Source organism: Bacillus sp. AFS037270 (assembly GCF_002585305.1).
Window position 1 is genome coordinate 1 of record NZ_NUNF01000053.1, and the last position, 25,671, is coordinate 25,671.

Below are 25,671 nucleotides of genomic sequence, written 5' to 3' on the forward strand. Positions count from 1 at the left end.
GCCGCAACTGGATAAGCTTTAGACCATCGAGGGGCTAGGCGCTGGAGCTGGACGTGTCTGAACCTGTAAAAAGTTGCCCACAAGTAATAAAGCTATAATTTTCTAGACCATAAAAAAAGGACTCCAAAATGGAGCCCAAATGTTAGAGGATAATCGCGATTAATCCGCCAGAACCTTCGTTAATAATTCTCTCTAATGTTTCTTTTAATTTATACCTGGCATTTTCTGGCATTAAAGATAGTTTACCTTGAATCCCCTCTCGAACAATAGAACTCAAAGACCGGCCAAAAATGTCAGAATTCCAAATCGATAATGGATCATCCTCGAAGTCCTGCATTAGATAGCGGACTAACTCTTCACTTTGTTTTTCCGTACCGATAATCGGAGCAAATTCTGATTCTACATCGACTTTAATCATATGAATCGATGGAGCTACCGCTCTAAGTCTTACACCGAATCTAGCACCCTGACGGATGATTTCTGGTTCTTCAAGACTCATATCAGAAAGTGATGGTGAGGCAATCCCATAGCCTGTTTGTTTAACCATTTTTATTGCATCGGCAATATGGTCATATTCTGCTTTCGCATGGGCAAAATCCTGCATTAATTCTAGCAGATGATCCTTACCTCTGATTTCCACACCGACAATTTCTTTTAAAATATCATCATATAACTCATCAGGAGCGATTAAGTCGATTTCAGCAACACCAGAGCCCATCTCTATACCAGCTAATCCGGCTTTATCAATGAATTCAAAGTCACTGAACTGTTGAACGACACGATCAACATCTCGTAATCTCTTGATATCTTTAACTGTTTCTTTCACTGCATCCTGATAGCTTTCACGAAGCCAATGATTTTCTCTAAGTACCATGACCCAGCTTGGCAGGTTTACATTGACTTCAAGTACCGGAAACTCGTAAAGTGCCTCGCGAAGAACATTGAGAACATCACTGTCACGCATGCTTTCTACGCTCATTGCAAGTACAGGAATATCATATTTTTCTGATAGGCTTGATCTTAATGTTTCAGTAGCAGGGTGATATGGCTGAGCACTATTGACCACCATAATAAACGGTTTGCCAACTTCTTTCAACTCATTTATAACCCGTTCTTCTGCCTCAATATAGTTACTTCTAGGAATTTCACCAATTGTTCCATCAGTCGTTACTACAACCCCAATAGTTGAATGTTCCTGTATCACCTTTCTTGTGCCAATTTCAGCCGCTTCATGGAATGGAATAGGCTCCTCATACCATGGCGTATTAATCATCCTAGGTCCATTTTCATCTTCATAGCCCTTAGCGCCTGGTACTGTGTATCCCACACAGTCTACAAGCCTGATATTTACATTAAGCCCCTCATCAACATGCACAGTAGCCGCCTGATTTGGGACAAATTTCGGCTCAGTTGTCATGATTGTTTTACCTGCTGCACTTTGCGGAAGCTCATCTTGTGCCCGAGATCTTTCAGCTTCACTGTTTATATTCGGTAAGACAACAAGCTCCATGAACTTTTTAATAAAAGTCGATTTACCTGTTCGTACTGCACCGACTACTCCTAGATAAATATCACCGCCGGTTCTCTCGGCAATATCTTTAAAAATATCAACCTTTTCCAAGTGATCCCCTCCCGATCATAGAGTAAAGTGGGATAATATCATCCATATTAGGTATTTTTGGACAGTATATATTTATGACGTTGTCCTATCTTGTTATGACACTTTTCTAAAATTTTTACCCCCTTGTTAAAATTTCACAAAGATGTGCTGATATCTGACTTTCTCTGAACATTTGGTTGTATGGAGGGTTTCTAACTATGTTAACGGATACGGATAGAACATTTGGTCCATATCGCCATTATATGATTAAGCATAAAAAACCCTTCTCCTACAATATATTTCATAGGAAAAGGGTTATGACAAAAATTAAAGCAGAGCATTTTCTAGCGGTAGAGAAGAGAAGCAATCAACATTCTTATTTTTCTATAAACACAGGTTCTTTTGTCTTAGGATCAATTGTATATGGCAGTGAATAGGCAGGAACAAACATGGAATTATCCACTAAAATAGAGCGTATATCTTCGCCAGGTTTCGGCTCCTTCTCCGTCTTTTTTAGGGCTTGATAGAGGTCGGGCCGATAATCAACGTAAACCTCGGCATTACCACTTATGACGAATGAAAGGTTTTGATTCGTAAATGGGCTAACAACGTACGGAGCCTTCTTAAATCCAAGTTTAGAATAATTGAGTGAAAATACATTTTTGGCAATTTGTTCTTTATATGGTGGATAACCATTAGTTTTGATCCTTAGTTTTATATCACGAATGGTTTCTGCCAATCTTAAGTCCAACAATTTAACGGTAGGATTGGTCTCCACATCTATAAGCACATATTGAAATATACCACCGCTCTCATAAGCATTTCCGGGTGGTTCGGCAATATACTTTGGTGCAATCTTATTAAAATCAATTGGGTACTTTTGATAAATCGGTGTTTTCGCATCCTTCGTTTTAATGGGCAGAATCCCACCATTATCTTTTTGAAAGTCATCTACTGCCGTCTGTACTGCTTTGATTTGGTCTTTATACGGTACCTGATTTTGCGTTAATTCTTCTTGCGGATACATGCAGCCAGATAAAAGTACTGCCGTAATCAGCAGAAAGCTAAACATCATTTTTCTTTTCATAAAATCACCTTTAGATTTATGTATGGTTTTAAAATTCAAGTGAAGAAAACGATCAATAAGGTCAATCCTGCAACAATCATAAATAAATAAGCAATAATAGCTGTTATCATTCGAAAGATTCCTTTTAACTTATACCGGCTCAAATAAATCGTAATAATGGCAAGAAACATTAGAGCCATACCCGCAATGGATATCCACATTTTTATCATGGCTGGCGACAATTTTATTCCCCCTTTTTCGAAGATTAATTATAACATAGCTATTATTATAAAAAAATTTTTTAAAATAAAAAAAACTGAAGTAAAGAGGGGCGAGTTCTTTACTTCAGCCATTTTCTGGACTAAATAACCCATTCACCAACGTCTACTACCAGGTTGCTTCGTTGCATTGTATGCAACCTAGAGAAAAAACGCATCAGGAGAACGCCTATTTTCTTAATAAAAATGCACATTTTTACTATTCAAAGGATTTTTCTTCAAGGACATTAACTAAATCTTCCATTTCATGAGTTCTGCCGCGCGACATTAAAACATCGACGGCATCTTTTGGATTTTTGCCATTAAATAAGACATTATAAAGGGCAGATGTGATTGGCATCTGAACATCATACGTTTGTGCAAGCTGATAGGCCGCTTTGGTAGTCCTTACACCCTCGACAACCATTCCCATATTATCGAGAACCTCATCTAAGGTTTTTCCCTTACCAAGCAGATTACCCGCTTTCCAGTTCCTTGAATGAACACTTGTACATGTTACAATTAAGTCGCCAATTCCTGCTAATCCGGAAAACGTTAATGGATTAGCGCCCATCTTTGTACCGAGACGGGCTATTTCAGCTAGTCCTCTAGTCATTAAGGCCGCCTTTGCATTATCTCCGTAACCAAGTCCATCTGTGATTCCTGCAGCCAAGGCGATAATGTTCTTCAATGCACCGCCAATTTCCACACCAATCACATCTGAATTGGTATATACACGGAAATTTTGATTGATAAATAAATCTTGAATACGCTCTGCTGCTTCCATATTTTCCGATGAGACAGTAACCGTTGTAGGATGTCTAAGACTGACTTCTTCAGCATGACTTGGTCCTGAAAGAACAACGACATCCTTTAGAAGCTCTTTTGGCATTTCTTCTTTTATGATTTCGCTTATCCGTAACAGTGAATTAGGCTCTATCCCCTTACTCACATGTGTAATGGTTAGCGGTGCCTTCTGGACTGCCCGAATCTTACCTAGCACTTCTCGGATCGCTTTTGTCGGAACAGCCAAAATAATGTTTTCAACTCCTATTAAGGCATCATTTAGCGAGGCATAACTGACAATTAATTCCGGAAGTTTGATTTCAGGTAAATATTTTTGATTAGTATGAAATTGATTTATTTCCTTTACCTGATTCTCATTATGACTCCATAAACGTACTTCATGACCGTTGTCAGCTAGTACCATCGCAAGGGCTGTTCCCCAGCTTCCTGCACCTATAACAGTTACTGCTGTTTTGTTATCCTCCTGCATAACCCTTCACCCGCCTATTATTATTTTCTTTCTCGAGCATAAATCTTGATCGGGGTACCCTCGAATCCAAAAGCATCCCTTATCCTGTTTTCAAGAAAGCGCTCATAGGAAAAATGCATTAATTCAGGTTCATTCACAAACACAACAAAGGTTGGAGGTTTGACAGCCACTTGGGTTGCATAATAAATCTTTAACCGTTTTCCTTTATCGCTAGGTGTCGGATTCATCGCAACCGCGTCCATAATCACATCATTTAACACACTTGTTTCAACCCGCATCGAATGGTTTTCACTGGCAGTATTAATCACAGGCATAAGAGTATGAATTCGTTTTTTAGTTTTTGCCGATAAGAAAACAATCGGAGCATAGCTAAGAAATAAGAAATGTTCTCTTATCTTTTGTTCCAATTCCTTCATTGTTTTCTCATCTTTTTCAACTGCATCCCATTTATTAACTACAATCACGACAGCTCGTCCTGCTTCATGAGCATAACCTGCTATTTTCTTATCTTGCTCAATAATCCCTTCTTCTGCGTTAATAACCACTAATACCACATCAGAACGTTCGATAGCCCTTAACGCACGCAGCACACTATACTTTTCTGTAGTCTCATACACTTTTCCTTTTTTTCTAATCCCTGCAGTATCAATAATGACATATTTTTGCCCGTTATAAGTATACGGTGAATCGACAGCATCACGTGTTGTACCGGCAATATTGCTGACGATGACACGATCTTCTCCTAAAATGGCATTAACTAAGGAAGACTTTCCAACATTTGGGCGACCAATCAAGGAAAACTTAACTACATCTTCATCATATTCTATTGGCTTGGATTTAGGGAAGTGTTTGGCTGCCTCGTCTAATAAATCACCTAGACCCAGCCCATGTGACCCTGAGACTGGAACTGGTTCACCAAACCCCAATGAATAAAAATCATAAATAAACTCACGCATATCAGGGTTATCGATTTTATTTACCCCTAATACGATTGGCTTTTTGGATTTATAGAGAATTTTTGCCACTTCTTCGTCCGCTGCTGTTACCCCTTCACGACCATTTGTTAAAAAGATAATCACATCAGCTTCATCGATAGCCACTTCTGCCTGCTGACGAATCTGCTCTAAAAACGGCTCATCACCAATATCAATTCCACCGGTGTCAATTACATTAAAATCATGTGTTAACCACTCACCTGAACTATAAATCCGATCTCTAGTTACTCCCGGAACGTCTTCGACGATGGAAACACGCTCACCGACAATCCTATTAAAAATCGTCGATTTCCCAACGTTTGGTCTTCCTACAATGGCAATAACAGGTTTAACCATTAAAATCGCCATCCTTTCTGATATATTTCACAATTGTGTTATTAGTTAGCATTATTCAAATTGAAAGTTCTCACGTAAGTAAAGAAACCCTTCTGTTAACAAGAAGGGCCTAACTTCAATTATTTTAACAATGTTAATCCTTTCCCGCAATGGAAAGGATTCTCCACTCAACCCATTTTATGAAGATTTTTGTTTTCCTTTTTCAAAAAAGTGATAGTGAGTCTGGATAAATGTACTAGCATTTTCGATTGCACTCCAGCCTACTAATAAAGCAGATATTAATGCACAGGCATCTAGATATTCAAACCCGCTTATCTCATAAGGAAAGGGAAACTTACTTAAGGTATAGGCATACAAAAACTCTCCTTGCATTGTTCCGCAAATTGTAATGAGTAATCTTCCTTTTAAGGTTTTCTGAAGCAGGATGGCAAGGTATCCAAAACAAATTCCCATCATCCATTCCTTTTTAAAAATAATCCATACCGGGTCAAAAATCTCAAACAAATGAAAGGCCACATACCCAATCGACACAATCAATGAACAGATAAAGAAATAAAATATTGCTCCTCGTTTTTCCTGGCTGATAAAAAAATAGCAAATCATTAATAAAAACAATCCACTAACATGAATGTCAAATTCTCCAAGATTAAACTGAAAATTAGATAATAGGAGCATGATTAAAATAATTGCAGATAGTTTTCGCCGATATAGATTTTTCTTATCAGCCAGAAATGTGAGATAAACCCAAAATGACCAGCTAATCCAATAAAACATTAAACCACCCATACATACACCTCCTATTATTTTCATTATTGGTAATCTTTATGTACTTTCATACTTCCTTGAATAATATTTGAATCGTGAATCATCTTATTAAGAGGAGGTGTGGAAAATGGGAAAAGACCGCCAAGAAAAAAAGCTAAAGGCTAGTAAAAGAGTGGAATCAGATCGTGATCAGGCATTACACTATAAAGGTGCTACAAAATTATCAAGTCCCGAGGAAGCTAGAGATCTTAATGATGGAAAATATGACGAATAAATGTTAAAAGCTCTCGCTGATGCGAGAGCTTTATTTCATCTTACGATTGCTATATTGTTTGGTATCGATGCCTCTTTGAGTTAACCAGTGATAGGTTTTACCTGAAATAATGATGGGTGCTTTCTTTAAGTCCGATATAGACTTTGCACCTAATGCAGTCATAATCATCGTTAATTCCATATGAAGGTTTTTAATTTCTTCGACTAAAACATCCAATCCTTCTTCTACAAGAATTTGCAAGAAGAAACCAGCTAAACCAATAGCACTGGCGCCAATTGCTAAACCCTTTGCAATATCTAAGCTTGAGGAAAAACCACCGGACCCAATAATCGGAATACCATTAGAAACACTTGCTGCCTCAAGGATTGAAATCGGTGTAGGGATCCCCCAATTATTAAAAAACGGCAGCGATTGTTTCCTGCGCTTATTTTCTATTTCGGCAAAATTGGTCCCCCCGGAACCTCCCACATCGACAAAGGCAGCACCTGCAGAAAATAAGGATTCAACCGTTTCCCTGGACATACCGAAGCCGACTTCCTTAACAATAATCGGTACATCCACACCTCTGGAAATCCTTTCAATTCTATTTAAAGAATCGGTAAAATCTCGATCCCCCTCGGGCATCGTTAGTTCTTGAATGACATTTAAATGGATTTGTAAGGCATTGGCTCCAATCATACCAATGGCCAATTTAGCGTTTTCAATTGTCGCTTCACTACCCAAATTGGCGATTACAATCCCATTTGGATTCTCCTTACGGACAATTTCATATGTATATCTTTCTCGTTTATCTTTGATAGCAGACATTTGTGATCCAACAGCCATTGCTACGCCGGTATGCTTTGCAGCGATTGCTAGCTGCTTGTTAATTTGATATGTTTTTTCTCCGCCGCCGCCCGTCATTGCATTGATAAAAATTGGCGAACTTAAAGAAAGTTCGCCAATTACGTCATTTAATCGAACATCAGACACATGGATATTCGGTAAGCTTTGGTGAATAAACTGGATATCATCGAAAACTGTAGAACGATTTTGCCTATCTTCCAAGGCAAAGCGAATATGATCCCATTTTCGTTCAGATCTTGACACTTACATCACCATTATTTTCCTAGATTCTTTAGTTTATCTCCGATCATTTCTCCAAGCTGGAACCCTTTGGATTCTTCAGGAAGCTCGTAATCAAAGTTTTCCTCAGCCTCTTTTTCAAGCAATTCCTTTATGCTTAATGATAAACGCTGATCTTGCTGGTTTACATCAAGGACCTTCACTTGTACTTCTTGGCCCTCTTTTAAAACTTCATGTGGAGTTCCAATATGTTTATGAGCAATTTGAGAAATATGAACAAGTCCTTCTACACCAGGGAATACTTCCACGAAAGCTCCATAAGAAACTAATCTTTTCACTGTTCCATTTAAAACACTTCCTTTAGGAGCTTTTACAGAGATATCACTCCAAGGTCCCGCAAGAGTTTCTTTTATGGATAATGAAATTCTCTCATTATCACGATCAACACTTAATACTTTCACTTTCACTTGCTGTCCTTCTTGGACAACGTCAGAAGGCTTATTAACATGTTCATGGGATAACTGAGAAATATGAACTAAACCATCAATTCCACCGATATCTACAAATGCACCAAAATCAGTAATTCTTTGTACGGTTCCATCAATAACCTGTCCCACTTCTAAAGAACTAAGACGGTTTTGTTTTAACTTTCCCTTTTCTTGTTCTACAACTGCACGATGTGAGAGGATTAAACGATTTTTTTCCTTATCTAGTTCAACGATTTTAAATGATAGTGTACGTCCTTTGTAGTCGCTGAAATCTTCAACAAAATGAGCTTCAACAAGGGACGCCGGAACAAATCCGCGAACGCCAAGGTCCACAACTAGTCCGCCTTTTACAACGTCCTTAACCTCTGTTTCGAAAACCTCTCCAGCTTGAAATTTTTGCTCTAAGCTTTCCCAAGCCTTTTCAGCATCCACTTTCCGTTTTGATAGTACTAATGCATCTTCTTCTACCTTAGTCACTTCTAATTCAAGTTCATCACCTTCTGCAACGGCATCAGATGCTTTTTCAATATGAAGACTTGAAAGTTCACTGATTGGGATAATACCATCAAGCTTACTGCCTGGAATATTCACAAGCACCTGTTTTTCCTCAACCTTAGTAACTTGTCCAGTTACTTTATCCCCGATTTCAAAGTTTTTAACTTCTACTTGATTTAGTTCTTCCGACATATGTATTCCTCCTTATTCCATTTACTCTAAAAAATCTATATATGATTTGGTGAAAAGCAGACTGCATACACCATATATAAAATAAAACATAACCTATAGAATTTTCAAAAAAAATCTCTTTTTACTAACTTCTTACAAATAGCCTTTTTTGTCAAGCAGAACCTATTTATGCTCTTTTATAAGTTTATCAATTTCTGACATAATTAATTCAGTAACCTGCTCTGCCGAAACTTTTGTTTGCCTCATTTCAGTCATATCGATTGGTTTACCATAAACCATTTTTAATTTTTTGAGACTTTTATACGGACCAATGACCGCACATGGAACAACATAAGCTTCCGTTCTTAATGCAAAAAAACCAGCCCCTGAAAGTCCTTTTCCTAGTTCCCCGGTTTTGCTTCTGGTTCCTTCCGGAAAGAGTCCAAATACGTTTCCGTCCTTTAAAAGCTTTAATCCTGTCCGTAGAGCCTCTCGGTCACTGAATCCCCTTTTTACCGGGAATGCATTACATTTTCTAACGATTCCTCCAAGTACCGGGACCTGAAAAAGCTCATCTTTAGCCATATAATGCACAGGACGAGGACACATAATCCCGACAACGATTGGGTCGATTACAGAGATATGGTTGGAGCAAAGAAGCACTCCGCCCTCTTTCGGTATATTTTCTACCCCAATTGCTTGTATTCGGTACCACGGTTTGAAGATGGTATAAACCACCGATTTGGCAAACCCATAAAATGTCACACTGAACCAATCCTTTCATTCACCAATGTCATTATTTTTTCGACAACATCAGGGATGGTCAAAGAGGTTGTGTCGATTTCAATTGCATCACTTGCCTTCTTCAAAGGAGCTACTTCTCTTTCTGAGTCAATCTTATCTCGCTTAGCAATTTCTTCTTTTAATTTTTCCAAATCAGAAGGGAAGCCTTTCTCCAAGTTTTCAGAATGCCGTCTTTCAGCTCTCTCTTCCACACTTGCTAGTAAAAATATTTTTACTTCTGCGTTTGGTAAAACATGCGTTCCAATGTCCCGTCCATCCATCACCACTCCTCCAGCAGTGGCAAATGCCTGCTGTCTCTTCACCATTTCTTGTCGAACTTTTGGCTGCCTTGCGACATAGGACACAGAATTGGTTACTTCGGCAGAACGAATCAAATCCGTTACATCAAGGTTGTCAAGAAAGACCAATTGCCCTTTATTAGATGGTTTCAGTTCAATATCTGTCGATAAGAGCGTATCCATTAATGCTGCTTCATCTTCCAGATCGAGTTGGTTAATGATTGCTTTATATGTTAATGCTCTGTACATCGCACCAGTATCAATATATATATAAGAAAGTTTTTCTGCCACAATTTTTGCTACTGTACTTTTCCCGGCTGCGGCTGGGCCGTCAATTGCAATTGATATTTTATTTTCCATAAATCCTCCTAAATGCACCCATGATCGTCTCATCTACCTTATTTATTTTACCACAAGATAAGGATATGCCTCTTTTTTTTATCATTTTAATAAAAGAAAAATCCAGAATTAAAACTAATTTTAATATTATAATTGCCCGCCATGATCCATAAAAAAATAGGAAAGTATAAACCTTCCGATTAGAGGAAGTATTTATACTTTCCTATTTCATTTGTTCATGCAATGCCTTTGGTTGTTCGTCTTTCCCCTGAAAGGTTTGCAGAATTTCAGTTAAGGTATTTTCATTAACTCCTTCATACTTTGTTAAATTCTTTATTTGCGGAAAGATATTCATCTGGTGGAACAGTAATTGTGATAGAAATAGAAAGAGAAATTGAACTATCACCAATTTTATTAAAAATCTCTCTACCTTTTTCATGCCAATCACCCCAATACCATATGTTATTAGTATTGGAGCAGCTCACCTAATTTATTCCTTGGTCATACAAATACGAACTGAAAAAAGGGAAATAACCGTGTTTTCCCTATAAAACATCTTCGTACGTTGCTTCAGCGTTTTTCAGCTTTTCTACTTCCTCTTCTAAACCTGTTTTAGCGTTTATAAAGATTCGGTACGTATCATCGCCCAATGTTCCTAAGAACTCATAACATAACACATCTTCATTTATATCATTAACAATCATCGCTTGCCGTTGTTCCATTACCTTTAATTTAGGATTTACTTTAGCCCGAGCTTGTTCAAGAGTGAGAGCAGGTTTTTCAATTGTCCGAGTTTGAAATGATTTTAAGTATTCTTCAGCGGAAACACCAATTATATCTCCATTATCCAGTGCTACTTTGACTTTCACTGCTTCTGGATAGATTCTCACTCCATTTATATTTGTGACAAAATCAAATACGCCAACATTATCATACTGCGTACTCTCAAATGTTTCCAAATTCTCAAAGCCATTTTCCTTCAAAAATGCAGCAGCCTTATTGTTGGCATCATTTAAACTCAAGGATTGTTTTTTTATATCCCGGTTATTAATAAACCAAATCGGATGCCCTGCCTTTTTAGTAATATCCATACTAGCCTCTTGACCAGCTTTTTTATTTTCGATGGATATACTGTAAAAACCAAAATCAGAGCCCTTTCCATTGTCCGTGACTTTTACATTGGCATTTCCATCAAACTTTATATACTTTTTCGCAATTTGGATAGCGTCTTTTCGAGTAATGGTTTTCCCTTTAATTTTATTAAAGTTTTCATCCTTCTTTTGCAGATTGGAAAAGGTAGGTCCCATATCTGATTCTTCATAAGTTGATACTGTTTTTTCAACGGTCTTAAAACCATCAATGATCGTATTGTCGGTGTTTTCTTTTCCGGAGGCAAGTGCGAGTTCCACATCCATCCAACGAAGATTATTTTTCAAAACCATATGCTGTACATTTCGCAGCTCGTTTTGAATATCACCAGACTGCTTGTAAAGTACTTGAAGCGTTTTATATTCCTTATCTGTTAATGGTTCCTTCGATAAATCTCTAACTGCCGTACGATAGCTGAAATTTCCAATATTAGCCAAGAATTCCTCTGTTTTATTGAAAGGTAATAGTGTTAACGGCAGCTGCCCGACATCCCCATGTGCCTGCGAAGTGAGTCTCCATACTTCTATTAAGGAGGGCGATAAGGATTCTTTGGAATTCATCGCAAGTGTAGTTCCAATTTTATCGTTTAATAAATCCATACGGTAAGAAAGATTGTGGAATGCCCGTTGATAGTTGTTTTCCGCATTGATAAGGATCGCATTTTTTTCTTGATGTTCTTGGTAACCCCAATAAGCTGTTCCCGCAATACCAACAGCGAGAACACCTATCAATATTCCTCTAATCAATTTGAACTCACCCCTTTATTTACAAAAAATATGCTTGCCAATTCGTTTTATTTGCGGTCTGCCCCAAATCCATCCACTTGTGGCAGTGGCCGGATTAAAGTAGTACAATGCTTCCCCCGTAGGATCCCATCCATTGATGGCATCTATTACCGCCTTTTTGGAAGATTCATTTGGTGTCAGCCAAATTTGCCCATCAGCCACGGCTGTGAATGCACCAGGTTCAAAGATAACACCGGAAACAGTATTTGGAAATGATGCACTATTTACTCGGTTCAAGATTACAGCAGCTACTGCTACCTGACCAATATATGGTTCTCCTCTTGATTCTCCATGAACGGCATTAGCCATTAAGCGGATATCATTTTGAGAGTAACCTTTTGGTGTGTTTAATGCTGTCGGCTTTTTTGCAGCAGCCTTAGGTGGAGCAGATTTTTGTGCGGTTTGTTTGTTATATTTCGTGGCTTTTGTTAATTTTGCTTTGGTTGTCGCCCCAGCAATTCCATCAATTGGCAGACCAAATTCATATTGGAAATTTCGTAATGCCCAATATGTCCCCCAACCAAATACCCCATCTGTTTTTCCGTGGTAAAAGCCTATATATTTGAGCCTTGATTGAAGCTCAATTACATCCTCTCCTACCGCTCCTCTTTGAATTACTTGATTTGAAAAGGCATGTACCTGTTGGCCCTCCAAAAAAGAGACTGGTATCGTGCATGTAAAGATTAAGATGAAGAATCTGATTAGGATGCTTTTCTTTATCATGGAATAATAACCCCCATTATGAATCTTTTTTACATTAAACCTATTTTTTGTTTTATTGGTGTTTTTATTCCATTTCATGCAGAAAAAAACCCTTCAACAATACGTGAAGGGTTTTAAAATGATTTGAAGTTGGTTAAATAGGTGCTTGTGCCTTTTGTTCTGGATATTGTTTTTTAAAATGATTGGCACTTAAAATTTTTGCTTTTTTTACTTTACGCAATCCAAACCACCAAAGGAAAACCATAAATGGCAAAATAATATACAACCAGTTTTCAAGTGAAATTAAAATAAAATCATAGGATCCATGCAAAAGAATTGGCAAAAGCAGTGATAATAATATCCATTGTGCTTTATTACCTTTCGTAAATTTTGCTTTTCCGAGATAAAAGCCCATAATAACGCCAAATAAAGCATGACTTGAAACCGGTAGTAAAGCACGAGTCATGGCATGCTCAATTCCATTGGCCACTAAATAAAAGATATTTTCAACAGTTGCAAAACCCAGGGAAACGGATACTCCATATACAATACCATCAAACGGTTCATCGAATTCAACATGCTGATATATGAGATAAAAAAGGATAAACCATTTAAAGAACTCTTCCAAAATGCCTGAACCAAAAAAGGCATCTAATAAATCGGATTTTAATAAGTGCTCAGTTTCTAAAACATGTTGGATAAACATAATTGGAAAAACGAGCAGAACCCCATACAAAAATGTCCGAAAAACAAAGGAAACAGGCTCTGGTTCATATTCATCTTTTAAATAAAAGTAACTTAGTAAGGCCAAACCTGGAGCAATTCCGGCCGATAATATTCCAAGCATTCTGGACCTCTTTTCCAATCCTTTTTCTTAATGGTACCATGTATAGCCCGCAAAGAAAACGAAAGATTCATTCCAGCGGCCGAATTAGATCACGATTTAAAAGTTGATGTTTTCTAAACCGCTTGCTATCGCAACAGCCAATTTCATCCTTGCCTTCTTGGAATCATTATCACTTCCAAGAATAACTCCCTTTTTATAAAGGTCATATGCACTACCTTCATAATCATAAGTTGTATAGACAGCCCCTTCTTCAGCACTGGTTGTAATCACTAATTTTATCCCTGCTTTTATGGACCTTTCGATTTCTTCCATCATTTTCGGAGCTACTTGGCCTCGTCCTACTCCTTCAAGAATGATTCCAGCAACACCTGCTTCTCGGGCAGCTTTAATAAACTTCCCATCTGCTCCGATATAGCACTTAATAATTTCTACATCAGGAATTGGGGATTTTATTTGATAATGCTCTCTTCTTATCGGTTTCTGGAAGACATGGACATTGTCATTATCAATGATTCCAAGGTAGCCGAACCCAAATACATTAAATCCTTGGATGTTAGAGGCATGTTCTTTTTTGACGTATCTGGCAGCAAAAATTCTTTCATTAAAAACAACTACTGTGCCAACATCGTATAAATCAGGTGAACAAGCAGAATAGATGGCATGGCGTAAGTTAATGTACACATCACTGCCTAACTCTTCCGGTGAACGCTGCGAGCCTGTGACAACAACAGGCCGGCGATCGTTAATGGTTAAATCAAGAAAATAAGATGTTTCCTCCATCGTATCAGTCCCATGGGTGACAACAATACCTGAAACGGTCTCATCCTTAAAATAATCCTCTATTTTATTCTTTAGAAAGACTAAATCGTCAAACGTAATATGTATACTCGCTTTTTGAAAGACAGAGTCGACAATTACTTCTATTTCAGTTGGCAGATTACACATTGCAGCCAGTTCTTCTCCAGTTATAGCTCCAGAAGCTAATTTTCCAGAGGATTTATTTGGTTTGCTGGCAATCGTCCCTCCTGTTGTTAATAGGACAACCTTTTTCATGATTCATCACCCTTTAGCATCATTTTCTAGTATAGATTGTGCGATTTGTCCGCCATGAAAACGGCCATTTTCAATAAAAATCTCATTTGCATTATTTCCTGCTGCAATCACACCAGCAATAAAGATTCCGCTAATATTGGTTTCCATTGAATCTGGATTATAAAAAGGTCTTCCTGTTTCTTCATCAATTTTAATACCCATTTTCACTAGGAATTCATGATCAGGATGGTATCCAGTCATCGCAAAGACAAAGTCATTTTGTATGGTCTTTAGTTCCCCATCCTTAACATATGTTACTTGAGTAGCTCTAATTTCTTTTACATCGGCTTGAAATTCCATCGTGATGATCTCATTTCTTACTAATGATTCAAACTCAGGCAGAATCCATGGTTTTATACTTGGTGAATATTCCTTGCCACGGTATAAGACCGTTACCCGAGCTCCTGCCTTTACTAGCTCAAGTGCGGCATCGACACTTGAATTTTTACCTCCAATGACACAAACATCTTTATCAAAATAGGGATGTGCCTCCTTAAAATAATGGAAAACCTTTGGTAAGTTTTCACCCGGTACATTCATATAGTTAGGATGGTCATAATAACCAGTTGCGATTACAACATAACGAGTCTGATATGTATCTTTATCAGTCTTGACCTGGAATAGTTGTCCTTCTTTAGGTTTAGATACTGCTGAAACTGTTTCAAAAGCATTAATCCGCAGCTGTTTACGCTTAGCAACTTCCCGATAATACACAAGTGCCTGGTTCCGTTTGGGCTTGTAACTATCTGTCACAAAGGGAAAACCGCCAATTTCTAATTTTTCACTTGTACTAAAAAAGGTTTGATGGGTGGGATAATGATAGATGGAGTTTACAACATTACCCTTTTCGATTATTAAAGGATTCTTCCCAATTTCTTGTAAGGCAATCGCTGCTGCTAAACCACAGGGACCACCACCAATAATGATGATATCTTCTATTTGCATTAAGGCCAACTCCTTAAAAACGGAATACTTATTATGAAAGGAAATTTTTCTACAAAAAAAATCTCCTACCGTAACATGATAGGAGATTTTCCATTTAGTTTCAACAAACAAAACTTTCAAAATCGTTCGGGTAGATTAAATCCAGCCTCTAAATCGGCTGGCTTCAGCCATTTTCCTTACCCCGACCATATAGGCTGCAAGCCGCATATCAACCCTGCGTGTTTGCGCAGTATCATAAATATTTTTGAACGATTTCACCATTACTTTTTCAAGTTTTTCTTCTACTTCTTCTTCCGTCCAATAATAGCCTTGATTATTTTGAACCCACTCAAAATAAGAAACTGTTACGCCGCCAGCTGATGCTAGTACATCTGGAACAAGCAAAATTCCCCGCTCAGTTAAAATTTCGGTTGCTTCCAAGGTGGTTGGACCATTCGCAGCCTCAACCACAATTTTCGCACGAATATTATGAGCATTTTCTGCTGTAATTTGATTTTCAATCGCCGCCGGAACAAGAATATCGCAATCAAGCTCAAGTAATTCTTTATTCGTAATGGTATTATTAAATAATTTTGTTACCGTGCCAAAGCTGTCCCGTCTATCTAAAAGATAATCAATATCTAGACCATTGGGATCATACAGAGCACCGTAGGCATCAGAAATACCAATTACCTTTGCACCAGCATCATGCATAAACTTAGATAAATAACTTCCTGCGTTTCCAAAGCCTTGAACAACTACCCTAGCTCCTTCAATTTGAATGCCCTTCTTTTTTGCCGCTTCACGAATACAAATGGTTACACCTTTTGCAGTTGCAGATTCGCGTCCATGTGAACCTCCTAATACGAGCGGCTTCCCTGTGATAAATCCAGGGGAATTAAACTCATCGATACGGCTATATTCATCCATCATCCAGGCCATAATTTGTGAATTAGTAAATACATCAGGAGCAGGAATATCCTTTGTTGGTCCAACAATTTGGCTGATAGCTCTCACATAGCCACGGCTAAGTCTTTCAAGCTCTCTAAAAGACATATCACGCGGGTCGCAGACAATACCGCCTTTCCCACCGCCATATGGGAGGTCGACTATCCCACATTTCAAACTCATCCAAATCGAAAGGGCTTTCACTTCAGTTTCAGTTACATTAGGATGAAAACGAATACCACCCTTTGTTGGTCCCACTGCATCATTATGCTGCGCACGGTACCCTGTGAATATTTTAATAGAACCGTCATCCATTCTTATGGGAATTTTCACTGTCAGCAAACGTAATGGCTCTTTTAAAAGCTCATATACTTCTTCAGGATAACCTAACTTTTCAAGGGCTTTATGTATAACTGTCTGTGTTGATTTCAACACATCGTGCGGCTCTCCCTCTTGATTAGTTTGACCATTTGCTTTTTCGGCTACCATTTGAAATCCTCCTAGAAAAAATGCTTTACGAATGTTGTCTTCTTTCAGAGACAAGTATACACGTTTAATGGATTTATGCAAGAAGAAAAACATACACCAAACCTGAATTTGTAAACGCTTTTATAAATCAAAAAAACTTTCAGAACACGGAGATTTTTAAAGACTTTTTAAAGGGGCTTTCGCCCCTTTAGTATGATATTGATTTTAACAAGTTATTTAAAAAAATGGATAATCGTTTCAACAGCAAACTGTTTCATCACAGTTTTTCCATATTCAGCAAGTACGTATGGACTTAAAATAGACGGAGTTCCAAACTCCGATAAAATACAGGCCGCTTTTTCCTTTTTATCAGCCTCGACATGCTCCATTAGAAGGTAATAGCGATTATGCATCCAAAAGAGACTTCCCCCATAAATGTCTACAATTGAAAGTCTTTTGGCAAGGCCGACTAAATCCTCAAATTCACTAAACTCATATAAGAGATCATCGCATCCCTCAACCCTTACCTGCATTTCGATATAACCATCATATAATAATTCTTCATCGTCCTTTACTTCATCAACGGTGATGATTAAAATCATTCCTTGAGCCTGAAGAGAGAAAATTTCTACAGCTACAGAGCCCTGGATATCAACATCAAATTCCTCACTTGCCTCTTCGAGCATATCATGAAAAAGCTGATTCCATTTACTTGAATCCTTCCAAATATCCTCTTTTGAAAGTCCTCTTTCAAATAAATCATCAGAGGTTAAAAAAATTTTTATTTTATTGGCCGTTAAGCGTTCTAAGCGCATGCCTTTGCCCCCTGCCGTGACGTAACTCTTGTTTTCAGTGTATGCCGCAGGGGATTATTGGTGAATTGTCTACCTCACCCTATCTTATCGGTTCCTCGTTTTAATGTAATAAGATGCGTTTCAGCAGGGGCCCCTAACCTTAAAGGCAGAGTCGTTGTTCCATATCCATTACTAATTAAAAGAATGGTATTTTCAAGCTTTTTTATCTTGCCTTTTTCAAAAGGGCTATACCCTAGAATATGTATTTGTCCTCCATGAGTATGTCCGCTCAGTACCAAACGAATATTGTGCTCAGGCCGGATCTTTTCTGTAATCGTTGGAATATGACTAGCTAATATTTTAAAACTGCTTTCTTCCGCATCCATTAGGGCAAAATCAAGCCGGTCTCTCTCTTGGCTGCAGTCATCAACCCCCAGGAGAGATAATTTTTCGCCACGGTTTGACTCAAAAGTTACAGCTGTATTATCCAAGACTTTTACACCTATATCAAGTAAAGTGGCATCCAATTTACGGAAATCCACTTCATAATCATTGTTTCCCCAAACAAAATACACAGGGCCTATTTGTTTTAATTTCACTAAATTTTCCTTTACTTGTGGAAATGGTACCCCCTTTTCGGTTAAATCTCCTCCAATAATAACAAAGTCCGCTTTCCCTTTTACATTTTGAATGATTACATCTGAAATAACCCGTCTATGAATATCTGAAATAAAAAAAATGGATACTTTGCCAAAAGAAGCAGGAAAGTCTGGAAAAGTTAACTCTTGCTCTACTACTTTATTTAAAAAGGCCTCTCTTACCATAAATAAGAGGAGAAGGATACCTCCCACAAACAATAACACAATTGTCCCCCATATCATCTCTTGTTCTCCCCCTCTTACAGTTCTACGGAAATCATACCATAAAGAAGACTTAAACTAAAAAAGACAAGTGTGTGCTCCCAGCCGATTTGGAAAAGAAGTATAAAAACGATAATCAGACCAATATATTCGGTGAATAACTGTATCATCCATCTGAAATGCCTCACCCAGCCTATTCCTGTTCGATCTCTTAATTCTCGGATAAATTTACCGCTGCACACAATCCCGAAAAAAAATGCCAATGCAGCTGCAATAAACTTTAAAGGATTGAGGACAAGGGTAATTAAAAAATCTGAAAGTACAAATGGATGATCGATTGGTACCCATTCAATCAGTAAATATCCACATATAAAGATAATCAAAAGCAGCGAAATTCTTTTAAACATAATGATCCCTCCCATACAGTGTATGAGAAGGATTATTTTTCTTAACCTCTTGCGAGTTTTAGTCTTCTTGTATACTAAGTATTCGGAAGCCGTGTTCTTCAAGCTTCTTGGTAAACCTGGCAATATTATCTTTTTTCTCAATCTTCATCACAATTCTGCGTACGAGCTTATCGGTTTCATCGAAGGTAACAAGTGAGATGATGTGTTCATGGAATTGATGGGCAATTTCTGAGAGCCGAGCAATCCGTCCTTCGGTCTCAACAGATGTAAAGGCAATTCTTACACCTGGTCGATTAACGCCAAATGCACTTTCAAACGTACTTAAACAATCCGAACGTGTCACGACACCAAGGAAGGATTTATTTTTATCAACCACGGCTAACAAAGGGAAATCCTTCAAGTCGAGAAGTGTTTTTTCAAATAATTCACTACCTAGCAAAAACTTGTTCTCATACGTAGCAATATCACTCACAACAGTGGAAGTTAGATAGTTTTCCTTTTGGTTGCCTGACTTAAAAAAGCCTTCATATATATTAAATCTTGTTGCAACACCGACATATTTGTCACCTTTTAAAACTGGCAGCCCATCAATTTGGTGTTTTTCTAACATCTCCAGTGCATCCTTTAGTGTTACATCAACTTGAGCGGTAAAACATTCATGCTTGGGGATCATAATATTTTTAACAAACAATTCCCATCACCTCAAAAAAATAGTCCTTTATCCCTATTATACTCCTGTAATACCATTAAAAACTCCATATAATTTTAAAGATTTATGTCATGTAACTAAAATAATCTCATATGTTTAAATGATATCGAATAAAGGGAGGGCGACTATGAATACACATGTAAAAACCTATCATCCATATGCTAGTCCGTTTGACCCTTGTAGGCCAATACTTGAAAAAGCATACTCCACCCCACCAAATTTATATATGGGCTTTCAGCCGCCAAATTTACCTCAATTTACGCCACAAGAAGCACTTAGGGCAGGGACATTATGGAAGGCCTTTTATGACCCCTGGTTCGGCCCGCTTGAACCAGGTAAAGGGGGACTCCCGCAATGAAACAAGTTCCTGAGGAATATTATCAACTGATGGAACAGCTTCAAACAGTGGACTTTGTATTAGTTGAATTAACCTTGTATTTAGATACGCATAATGATGACCTAGAGGCCATTAATCAATTTAATCATTATGCCAAAGAGAGAAAACGTATAAAAAAGTTATTTGAAAGCCAGTTTGGACCTTTACAGCAATACGGGAACAGCTACTCTGGATACCCTTGGAACTGGGATGATACACCATGGCCATGGCAAGTTTAAAGCGGAAGCAGTAAACAACGTTCAAGGGAGGGGCTAAAATGTGGATTTACGAAAAAAAGCTGCAATATCCTGTACGAGTTAGTTCGTGTAACCCTAGATTAGCGAAATATTTAATCGAGCAATACGGCGGTGCCGATGGAGAATTAGCAGCTGCACTCAGGTATTTAAACCAAAGATACACCATTCCCGACAAGGTAATCGGCCTTCTAACTGATATTGGAACAGAAGAGTTTGCTCATCTTGAAATGATCGCTACAATGGTCTATAAATTAACGAAAGATGCTACACCCGAACAACTTAAAGCTGCAGGTATTGAGGATCACTATGTCAACAATGATAAGGCATTATTCTACCATAATGCCGCCGGTGTACCATTTACAGCCACTTATATTCAAGCAAAAGGGGATCCAATTGCAGATCTTTATGAAGATATTGCCGCGGAGGAAAAGGCACGAGCAACTTACCAATGGATTATAAATATGAGCGATGATTCAGATTTAAATGATGGATTAAGATTTTTACGGGAAAGAGAAATTATTCATTCACAGCGATTCCGTGAGGCCGTCGAAATCTTAAAAGAAGAGCAGGGCAAAAAGAAAATCTTTTAATTGGTAATAAGAAGCAGTTGAAGGTCTGCTTCTTATTTTTTTTCATGATATAAGTTAATATCATATTGCTTTTTCATTATTTCAAAAACAACATGGCGGTTTTTCCATTCCTCTTCCTTCTTCCACAAATCTTTACTTCGATCCACAATCTCGCATCTCAATTCTTGATATTCCTTTTCCTTTTTTTCCTTTTGTTGTTTTAACAGATTCATTGCCCCAAACCCAACAATGATTAACGCCAAAAAATAAACTGCAACTGAATCATTTAATATTGCTGACAACATGGATATAAAGTTATAAGAATATTGTTTAACAAAAATAATATAGAAATAAAGCGTAAAGATAAACGCCAAAAAAAGCGTGCCATAAATCGAAATATAATGCCACTTTTTCACGTCATCGAACTTTTTCTTTCTCTTTCTTACATTTTCTAACATTTGCTTGGTCGCTTGATCGGTATATTCAAGGTGTTGGATTGGTGTATCCATCTTGTCACCCTCCCTATTTCAGATATATATATTTATGTTCTTGTCCTAAAATTTATGTTGTAAAAGCAAAAAAAACCGATCAAAGATCGGCTAGTTTAACGGTATTTTGAGTACTTGACCAACATATATATTTTCACTTTGCAATCTATTAGCTTCCTTAATGATGGTGACACCATTTTTGGAATGGTAATACCTTATAGCTATTCTATATAGTGTCTCTTTAGGCTTTACCGTATGATAAATCATTTTAGTTGTTTTTTGAGGCGTAGTTGACGTAGTTGGAGTCGTCTGACTTTTTACTGCCTCGATTGGCTGACTATTTTTATCAGATACCTGCTGATTGGCTGTCCCTTGATTGGTAGTGGCCACAGGAGATCCTGCAGAACTTTCAGCAGACTCATCCTCCTGTGTGGAAGTTTCTACACTTTTTTCCTCTGGAGCCGTTATCTTGTCGGCTTCTTGATCAGATTTCGATGATTCATCTATCGAATCTTCTTTTTCAGGAGTAGCCTTTTCAAGATTAATGGTTTCATATCCCACTGAACTTCCGGAAGTCTTTTGAGTTCCATTGACTTTCACGCCGCCATCCCGATACGATATCACACTAAAAATGATGATGGGAAGTAGAATAAAACACAAGACTAATAGCCGGATTATCGGATATTTAACCTTCCATTTTGTTTTCTTTTTCTTTTGTCTGTGGACCTGTTCTCTCGGTGGCAGCTTATCACTGTCCCCATCCACCTTTTCATTTATTTTTTGAATCCGTTTTTTTAATCGTTCCGCTTGGTCTCTGTATGGTTCTTCTTTATTCACAGAGTTGTTCCTCCCTGTTCATGTCATCTGATGTCAGTCTAAATTTTATATATACTCCCAGAAGAAAGTCTATGACAAAATGCATCATAATGGTTACTGCTAAATTACCTGTCCATTTGTAAATAAACCCTATCAAAAAACTTAAAAGGATAATATTTAAAAAGAGGTACCAATTAAAAAGGTAACGATAATGAATGATGGCAAAGATAATACTAGCTAGTACTAGACCAACCTTTGTTTGGATAATTCCCCGAAAAAGCAATTCTTCACTAAACGCCACAAAAAGAGCAATGACAAATATATGAAATACATGTCTATTTTTAAAGATCCTCTCATTTAATCCCCCGTCATCATAAAAGGATGCAGGCAGCAGCTTCATTAATAAAACATCAGCAAAAACAATGATTACACCTGCTGGAATACCAATTGTCAGAATATTATAATCTGTCAAATCTATATTTTGAATATACGAAAAATGATCATATAATATTGCTCCCAAGATGAGTGAAATACCTAAAAGGATGATTTGTGTAAGGTATAAGTGATATAGTAGCTCTTTATCTGTTAGATCTGTGATTATTTGATTATACTTTCTTTTCATTCACTCAACTCACAATTTATTAGAATTTTCGCAAGGTAATCCTTCCATTTCTCTTCCCGAGCCGGTATGGATGTTATATTTGCAGGTGCCTGGAAATCTCTTAAATTCACACCACAGATATCACAGCAGGATGGATTTTTATGGATCATTTCTTCAGCAAAATAATGTAAAATAAATTCACGTCTACATGAGTCGGCATTTATCAATTTTTTCATATGGACGATATTATTAAGTTTTAATTGTAATCTTTCTCTCACAAACTCTTTCAGTGAAGTTTTTAACCTATCAAGATTTTTAATTTCGCGGTCGGGGTTATTTACGTAGTCCTTTATGATTCTCCATTGAATTTCTGAAAACCCACCAAGTATACTCAACTCCTGCTTTAATTCCATTTCGCCATCGGTTAACATATGCTGTTCGGTTAAATTGGTAAATAACCAATCAATTTGCTGCTCAGATGGCAATTCACCCTCAGCAAGCTGAATCGGAAGCTGCTCATCACCTGGTGCGTATATAAGGATGGCAACACTAGGCAGCCCATCTCGCCCTGCCCTTCCAATCTCCTGTAGATACGACTCAATCTGCATCGGCATATGATAGTGAATAATAAAACGAATATTTTCTTTATTGATCCCCATACCAAACGCACTTGTGGCACAAACAACATCAAGTTGATTGTGAATAAACTGCTGTTGAATTAATACCCTAGTATTCGCATCTAATCCGCCATGATAAGCCATTGCTTGACAAATTCCTTTTTCCATCAACAGAGAGGCCATCTGATCAGCTGCCTTTTTACTAGAAAAATATATAATACCGGGCTTTTGCAATTGTGATACAAGCTCAATAATACGATTTTGTTTATCGTGATAATCAGTTAATTTTTCAAAATGGAAGGCAATGTTAGGGCGATCAATGGTTGATTCTATTTTTATTATTTCGTCATTTTCAAGCCCGAGGGACGTTACAATATCTTCACGCACCTTTTTGGTTGCAGTAGCTGTAAGTGCAAGAGTTAATGGACTGCCTAATTTCTTCCGAATATCGCCTAGCTTTGAATAGTCTGGTCTGAAATCAAATCCCCACTGTGATATACAATGGGCTTCGTCTACAACGAATAAAGAAATGGTTTGCTGCTGAAGGATATTTATAACGAAAGGAACCCTTAACATTTCCGGTGAAATAAAGATAAACTTATAATCTCGTAAATGACGAAATACTTTATTTCTCTCTTCTAAGGAAAGAAAAGAGTTTAATGCAACTACTCTTTTCTCTCCTAACCGGTTCATTTGCTCAACCTGATCCTGCATTAAAGAAAGTAATGGAGAAATGATTAGAATCTGCCCACTCAAAAGATAGCCTGGTAATTGGTAACACAATGATTTTCCTGTTCCTGTCGGGAGCATAGCTAATGTATGCTGACCGGAAAGAATGGTGGTTATAACCTCTTTTTGTCCTATTTTAAATGAAGAATAACCAAAATACTTTTTTAAAAGAATTTCTAATTCCATTTTCTATCACCATACTTCGCCAGTACTAACCTTATTTGAAGATAAGTTGCAGTCTTCAATTGATCCTTAATCAGTTTTAATTGTCTCGTTCCAATAGATCTTGAAAGTTCAATAATCTTTAATTGTATAGCTTTATCAACATAAGGATCGATAGAGAAATTTTCGAGATGCAATGCAAATTCAACTAAATGATCTTCAATTGTACTTAATTTTAAATTTCTTAAATCTGCTATTTTTTCAGGCGTATTTCCCTGTATTAAAAGATTCCAAGTCTTCCTCGAAGAAGAAGTTAACACATCCGCCTTCTCTAAATCTTTAATTAAAAAAGTCAGCATATTAAAGTAACTAGAATCCTTTATAATCTTTTGAATTATATAATGCAGTGTATTTATAAATTCAAGCTGATAATCGTGAATGTCTATATTAAGCTTCCTAGCCGCTTGGATTGCCGTTAATCCTATTTGCTGAAAGCCAGTTAAGCGAAACACTAAAACAGAAGGGTCTAAATCCTTTGCTCCCTTAAAGCAGTTGATCAATTCCGAATATAAAACCGTGCCTAATTCATTCCTTGGTATTTTCATTTCCTTTAACAGCGATTTAAGCCAATTATGGACATCTTTATTTTTTTGAATAGGGATGTATTTGGCTTCCTCATAGACAAGATTTGAAGTGACCTGAATAAAAAATGATAATCTTTCCCAAAACAACGTGGTAAAGGAGTGAAAGGTCCAGCCATTCAGGTAATGATCCATTGATGTAGTTTCTAAATGTTCTAATCCAGAAACCGTTACTCGGTACCTTTGTTCACCGCAGCCATCAATTAAATTTCTTCTAGATAATTCTTCTATGATTTGTTCAAAGTTTTCTCTTGTTAGTGTCTCGTACACACCAAAGAATTCCTTTATGGAGAATAAATGGGCATCTTGAATGGTTTGCGATGATTTTTTTCCATTTAAGAGGTGATAGATGGAATAAATGGTCCGTTCGCTATTAAGTTGTTTTAAACAATATATAATTACGGTTTCTAATTTCAGCATCTTTATCCACCACTTTTACCCAATTATCGACAAAAATCCTCATTTTATCCTTTTTTTATTTTAACATGAATTTTGTATTACTGGTTGGTTAATAATGAAGA

Annotated in this window: 30 protein-coding genes; 4 read left to right on the forward strand and 26 right to left on the reverse strand. The window is 37.4% G+C overall.

Annotated elements, in window-relative coordinates; all coding sequences use genetic code 11:
* Positions 1-142: 142 nt before the first annotated feature.
* The 6 genes from spoIVA to COD92_RS23475 form a co-directional block, all read right to left on the reverse strand.
* Positions 143-1,621, reverse strand: coding sequence for a stage IV sporulation protein A (gene spoIVA / locus COD92_RS23450; RefSeq protein WP_098532971.1), 1,479 nt, complete (start codon positions 1,619-1,621; stop codon positions 143-145).
* Between the two features lie 355 nt (positions 1,622-1,976).
* On the reverse strand, positions 1,977-2,687 hold the full coding sequence (locus COD92_RS23455; RefSeq protein WP_098532973.1) for a hypothetical protein: 711 nt from the start codon (positions 2,685-2,687) through the stop codon (positions 1,977-1,979).
* A 35-nt stretch (positions 2,688-2,722) separates the two neighbouring features.
* On the reverse strand, positions 2,723-2,908 hold the full coding sequence (locus tag COD92_RS23460) for a DUF2768 domain-containing protein (RefSeq protein ID WP_098532975.1): 186 nt from the start codon (positions 2,906-2,908) through the stop codon (positions 2,723-2,725).
* A 235-nt stretch (positions 2,909-3,143) separates the two neighbouring features.
* Positions 3,144-4,199 (reverse strand): NAD(P)H-dependent glycerol-3-phosphate dehydrogenase, encoded by a 1,056-nt coding sequence (locus tag COD92_RS23465; protein ID WP_098532977.1) that lies wholly within the window; start codon positions 4,197-4,199, stop codon positions 3,144-3,146.
* A gap of 20 nt (positions 4,200-4,219) precedes the next feature.
* Positions 4,220-5,530: a ribosome biogenesis GTPase Der gene (der, locus tag COD92_RS23470; RefSeq protein WP_098532979.1), complete on the reverse strand. Its 1,311-nt coding sequence runs from the start codon at positions 5,528-5,530 to the stop codon at positions 4,220-4,222.
* 177 nt (positions 5,531-5,707) lie between these two features.
* Positions 5,708-6,316: a YphA family membrane protein gene (locus COD92_RS23475; protein WP_098532981.1), complete on the reverse strand. Its 609-nt coding sequence runs from the start codon at positions 6,314-6,316 to the stop codon at positions 5,708-5,710.
* 106 nt (positions 6,317-6,422) lie between these two features.
* On the opposite strand from COD92_RS23475, the gene COD92_RS23480 reads away from it, so the two are divergent.
* Positions 6,423-6,569: a YpzI family protein gene (locus COD92_RS23480; RefSeq protein WP_098532983.1), complete on the forward strand. Its 147-nt coding sequence runs from the start codon at positions 6,423-6,425 to the stop codon at positions 6,567-6,569.
* Positions 6,570-6,599: 30 nt separating this feature from the next.
* On the opposite strand, the gene fni is transcribed toward COD92_RS23480, so the two are convergent.
* The 15 genes from fni to COD92_RS23555 all read right to left on the reverse strand — a co-directional run bounded on the left by fni (position 6,600) and on the right by COD92_RS23555 (position 19,876).
* Entirely contained in the window at positions 6,600-7,658 is a 1,059-nt protein-coding gene (fni, locus tag COD92_RS23485) for a type 2 isopentenyl-diphosphate Delta-isomerase (RefSeq protein ID WP_098532985.1), read from the reverse strand.
* A gap of 11 nt (positions 7,659-7,669) precedes the next feature.
* Positions 7,670-8,809: a 30S ribosomal protein S1 gene (gene rpsA, locus COD92_RS23490; RefSeq protein ID WP_098532987.1), complete on the reverse strand. Its 1,140-nt coding sequence runs from the start codon at positions 8,807-8,809 to the stop codon at positions 7,670-7,672.
* Between the two features lie 162 nt (positions 8,810-8,971).
* On the reverse strand, positions 8,972-9,553 hold the full coding sequence (locus COD92_RS23495; protein ID WP_098532989.1) for a lysophospholipid acyltransferase family protein: 582 nt from the start codon (positions 9,551-9,553) through the stop codon (positions 8,972-8,974).
* Entirely contained in the window at positions 9,550-10,230 is a 681-nt protein-coding gene (cmk, locus tag COD92_RS23500) for a (d)CMP kinase (protein WP_098532991.1), read from the reverse strand. The genes COD92_RS23495 and cmk overlap by 4 nt, the downstream gene beginning before the upstream one ends.
* Before the next feature lie 202 nt (positions 10,231-10,432).
* Positions 10,433-10,648, reverse strand: coding sequence for a DUF5359 family protein (locus COD92_RS23505; RefSeq protein WP_098532993.1), 216 nt, complete (start codon positions 10,646-10,648; stop codon positions 10,433-10,435).
* Positions 10,649-10,754: 106 nt separating this feature from the next.
* Positions 10,755-12,104: a germination protein YpeB gene (gene ypeB / locus COD92_RS23510; protein WP_098532995.1), complete on the reverse strand. Its 1,350-nt coding sequence runs from the start codon at positions 12,102-12,104 to the stop codon at positions 10,755-10,757.
* A 15-nt stretch (positions 12,105-12,119) separates the two neighbouring features.
* Positions 12,120-12,863: a spore cortex-lytic enzyme gene (gene sleB / locus COD92_RS23515; RefSeq protein WP_396897337.1), complete on the reverse strand. Its 744-nt coding sequence runs from the start codon at positions 12,861-12,863 to the stop codon at positions 12,120-12,122.
* A 136-nt stretch (positions 12,864-12,999) separates the two neighbouring features.
* Complete coding sequence (prsW, locus tag COD92_RS23520; protein WP_098532997.1) at positions 13,000-13,692, reverse strand: glutamic-type intramembrane protease PrsW; 693 nt, start codon at positions 13,690-13,692, stop codon at positions 13,000-13,002.
* Between the two features lie 96 nt (positions 13,693-13,788).
* A complete protein-coding gene (locus COD92_RS23525; RefSeq protein ID WP_098532999.1) occupies positions 13,789-14,745 on the reverse strand; it encodes an asparaginase in 957 nt (318 codons plus the stop codon).
* Positions 14,746-14,751: 6 nt separating this feature from the next.
* Positions 14,752-15,729: a YpdA family putative bacillithiol disulfide reductase gene (locus COD92_RS23530; RefSeq protein WP_098533001.1), complete on the reverse strand. Its 978-nt coding sequence runs from the start codon at positions 15,727-15,729 to the stop codon at positions 14,752-14,754.
* A 135-nt stretch (positions 15,730-15,864) separates the two neighbouring features.
* Positions 15,865-17,145, reverse strand: a complete 1,281-nt coding sequence (locus COD92_RS23535; RefSeq protein WP_098533003.1) for a Glu/Leu/Phe/Val family dehydrogenase — start codon at positions 17,143-17,145, stop codon at positions 15,865-15,867.
* Between the two features lie 212 nt (positions 17,146-17,357).
* On the reverse strand, positions 17,358-17,939 hold the full coding sequence (locus tag COD92_RS23540; protein ID WP_098533005.1) for a genetic competence negative regulator: 582 nt from the start codon (positions 17,937-17,939) through the stop codon (positions 17,358-17,360).
* Positions 17,940-18,013: 74 nt separating this feature from the next.
* On the reverse strand, positions 18,014-18,799 hold the full coding sequence (locus COD92_RS23545) for a metallophosphoesterase (protein WP_098533007.1): 786 nt from the start codon (positions 18,797-18,799) through the stop codon (positions 18,014-18,016).
* Positions 18,800-18,816: 17 nt separating this feature from the next.
* Positions 18,817-19,185 (reverse strand): hypothetical protein, encoded by a 369-nt coding sequence (locus COD92_RS23550; RefSeq protein ID WP_098533008.1) that lies wholly within the window; start codon positions 19,183-19,185, stop codon positions 18,817-18,819.
* 58 nt (positions 19,186-19,243) lie between these two features.
* Positions 19,244-19,876, reverse strand: a complete 633-nt coding sequence (locus COD92_RS23555; RefSeq protein WP_098533009.1) for a CBS domain-containing protein — start codon at positions 19,874-19,876, stop codon at positions 19,244-19,246.
* Positions 19,877-20,021: 145 nt separating this feature from the next.
* On the opposite strand from COD92_RS23555, the gene COD92_RS23560 reads away from it, so the two are divergent.
* From COD92_RS23560 to COD92_RS23570, 3 genes are read left to right on the forward strand one after another with little or no spacing between them, the layout of a single operon-like run.
* Positions 20,022-20,252 carry a spore coat associated protein CotJA gene (locus COD92_RS23560; RefSeq protein ID WP_098533010.1) on the forward strand — a complete coding sequence of 77 codons (231 nt, stop codon included), beginning with the start codon at positions 20,022-20,024 and terminating at the stop codon, positions 20,250-20,252.
* Positions 20,249-20,509, forward strand: a complete 261-nt coding sequence (locus COD92_RS23565; RefSeq protein ID WP_098533011.1) for a spore coat protein CotJB — start codon at positions 20,249-20,251, stop codon at positions 20,507-20,509. The genes COD92_RS23560 and COD92_RS23565 overlap by 4 nt, the downstream gene beginning before the upstream one ends.
* 38 nt (positions 20,510-20,547) lie before the next feature.
* Entirely contained in the window at positions 20,548-21,117 is a 570-nt protein-coding gene (locus tag COD92_RS23570) for a manganese catalase family protein (protein WP_098533012.1), read from the forward strand.
* 32 nt (positions 21,118-21,149) lie between these two features.
* On the opposite strand, the gene COD92_RS23575 is transcribed toward COD92_RS23570, so the two are convergent.
* The 5 genes from COD92_RS23575 to COD92_RS23595 all read right to left on the reverse strand — a co-directional run bounded on the left by COD92_RS23575 (position 21,150) and on the right by COD92_RS23595 (position 25,570).
* Positions 21,150-21,605, reverse strand: coding sequence for a DUF2663 family protein (locus tag COD92_RS23575; RefSeq protein WP_098533014.1), 456 nt, complete (start codon positions 21,603-21,605; stop codon positions 21,150-21,152).
* Between the two features lie 90 nt (positions 21,606-21,695).
* A complete protein-coding gene (locus tag COD92_RS23580) occupies positions 21,696-22,421 on the reverse strand; it encodes a LysM peptidoglycan-binding domain-containing protein (protein WP_098533016.1) in 726 nt (241 codons plus the stop codon).
* On the reverse strand, positions 22,414-23,022 hold the full coding sequence (locus tag COD92_RS23585; protein ID WP_098533018.1) for a CPBP family intramembrane glutamic endopeptidase: 609 nt from the start codon (positions 23,020-23,022) through the stop codon (positions 22,414-22,416). Before COD92_RS23585 ends, COD92_RS23580 begins: the two co-directional genes overlap by 8 nt.
* Positions 23,019-24,533 (reverse strand): RecQ family ATP-dependent DNA helicase, encoded by a 1,515-nt coding sequence (locus COD92_RS23590; RefSeq protein WP_098533020.1) that lies wholly within the window; start codon positions 24,531-24,533, stop codon positions 23,019-23,021. The genes COD92_RS23585 and COD92_RS23590 overlap by 4 nt, the downstream gene beginning before the upstream one ends.
* Entirely contained in the window at positions 24,524-25,570 is a 1,047-nt protein-coding gene (locus tag COD92_RS23595) for a YpbB family protein (RefSeq protein ID WP_098533022.1), read from the reverse strand. Before COD92_RS23595 ends, COD92_RS23590 begins: the two co-directional genes overlap by 10 nt.
* Positions 25,571-25,671: the final 101 nt, after the last annotated feature.